Annotated in this window: 1 protein-coding gene; it reads right to left on the reverse strand. The window is 58.2% G+C overall.

Features of this window, described 5'->3' with window-relative positions:
* Positions 1-99: 99 nt before the first annotated feature.
* Positions 100-1,209 carry an IS110 family transposase gene (locus tag ACFWW2_RS00040; RefSeq protein ID WP_393925319.1) on the reverse strand — a complete coding sequence of 370 codons (1,110 nt, stop codon included), beginning with the start codon at positions 1,207-1,209 and terminating at the stop codon, positions 100-102.
* Between the last annotated feature and the right edge of the window lie 86 nt (positions 1,210-1,295).

The following is a 1,295-nucleotide window of genomic DNA, read 5'->3' on the forward strand; positions in this document are numbered from 1 at the left end:
CTCTGTCTAAGGCCGGAGGTTCATCCGATAGTACGCCGAGGGTTCCCCTATCATTGGCCGCTGTCTCCAGCGTTCTGCACAGGCAGATCGCGGGCTTGGTCAGGCGGGCAAGGGTGTTTTCCGCGCGATGTCCCAAATGAAGCCCGCCAGTTCACGCGCGATCGTCGACAACACACGCGGTTGCGGCTTGCCCGCGTTTGACAGATGCCGGAACCGTTTACAAAGACGGGTCTGCGCTTTCCAACCGATGTCCCTGATCTCCTGCGGCAGATGGGCGGAGCGCTTCAGATACGGATGTCCTTCTTTGGGTGGATGGCGGTAGGACCATCCTGCCTCGACTAACATTGTGCGTGCCAGAGCATTCCCGGTCTTGGTCAGACGGCCGCGCCGCGTCGTGTTCCCGCTGGAATGTTCACTGGGAACCAATCCCAGCCAGGCCATGAGCTGACGCGGTTTGTCAAAGCGGGTGATATCGCCGATCTCGGCCACGACTGTTGCCGCAATGGTCGTGTTCACACCGCGCAGGGCGCGCAAAGCGTCTACCAACGGGGCAAAATGCCAATGCGGGATTGCGTCGTCGATGGCCTGGTCCAACGTCATGACCCGGGCCTCACATTGGTCAATGGTGCGCTTCAGTTCTTCAAAAGCCAATTGCTGATGCGGATAGCTGAACCGGCGCAACTCAGCCAGCCAGCGACGATGCCGCTGTGTCCAATACTTGCCGTTTTGATACTTGAGACCGTGGCGCAGGAGAAAGCTCAGCAATTGTTGCTTAGCCACCTTCACCGCATCTTTGGCCTGTTTGCGCGTGCGGATCAGATCCCGCATCGCCTCCTGTTCCTCGTCCGGTGTCCAGATCGCCGTCAGCTCGCCGGCGCGCCACAGCCGGGCAAGCATGATAGCGTCTCGCCGGTCGGTCTTGATCCGATCACCCGTCTTGCGCGGGATCATCGATGGGGCCACAACAGCGCATTCAAATCCGAGCCTTATCAGCAAACGGTGCAATCCATAACCGCATGGCCCAGCTTCATAGCAGAAAGATGGGATGCACCCGGATTTTGTCAGCGTCTTGGTCAGCCGCAGCACAGCATCCCCTGAATGGACGATGGTGCCGTGATACCTGATCTCGCCTCCGCGACCATCCTCAGCAACCGCAACAGCAATCGAATCCTTGTGGACGTCCAGACCCACATAAAGTGTCTTGTTCATGCTCATTTCCTCTGTCGAACAAATCCATGTTCGCCGAGAAAAACATGACAACTGGCGCTGCCGCAAAACGCTCATCTGGTCTTAGG

The organism is Yoonia sp. R2-816, from assembly GCF_046762905.1.
In the GTDB taxonomy this organism is placed as follows: domain Bacteria; phylum Pseudomonadota; class Alphaproteobacteria; order Rhodobacterales; family Rhodobacteraceae; genus Yoonia.

What these genes read in the sequence shown, in the direction of transcription:
- ACFWW2_RS00040 (WP_393925319.1), bottom strand. Translation starts at nt 1,209, where the DNA reads ATGAACAAGACACTTTATGTGGGTCTGGACGTCCACAAGGATTCGATT.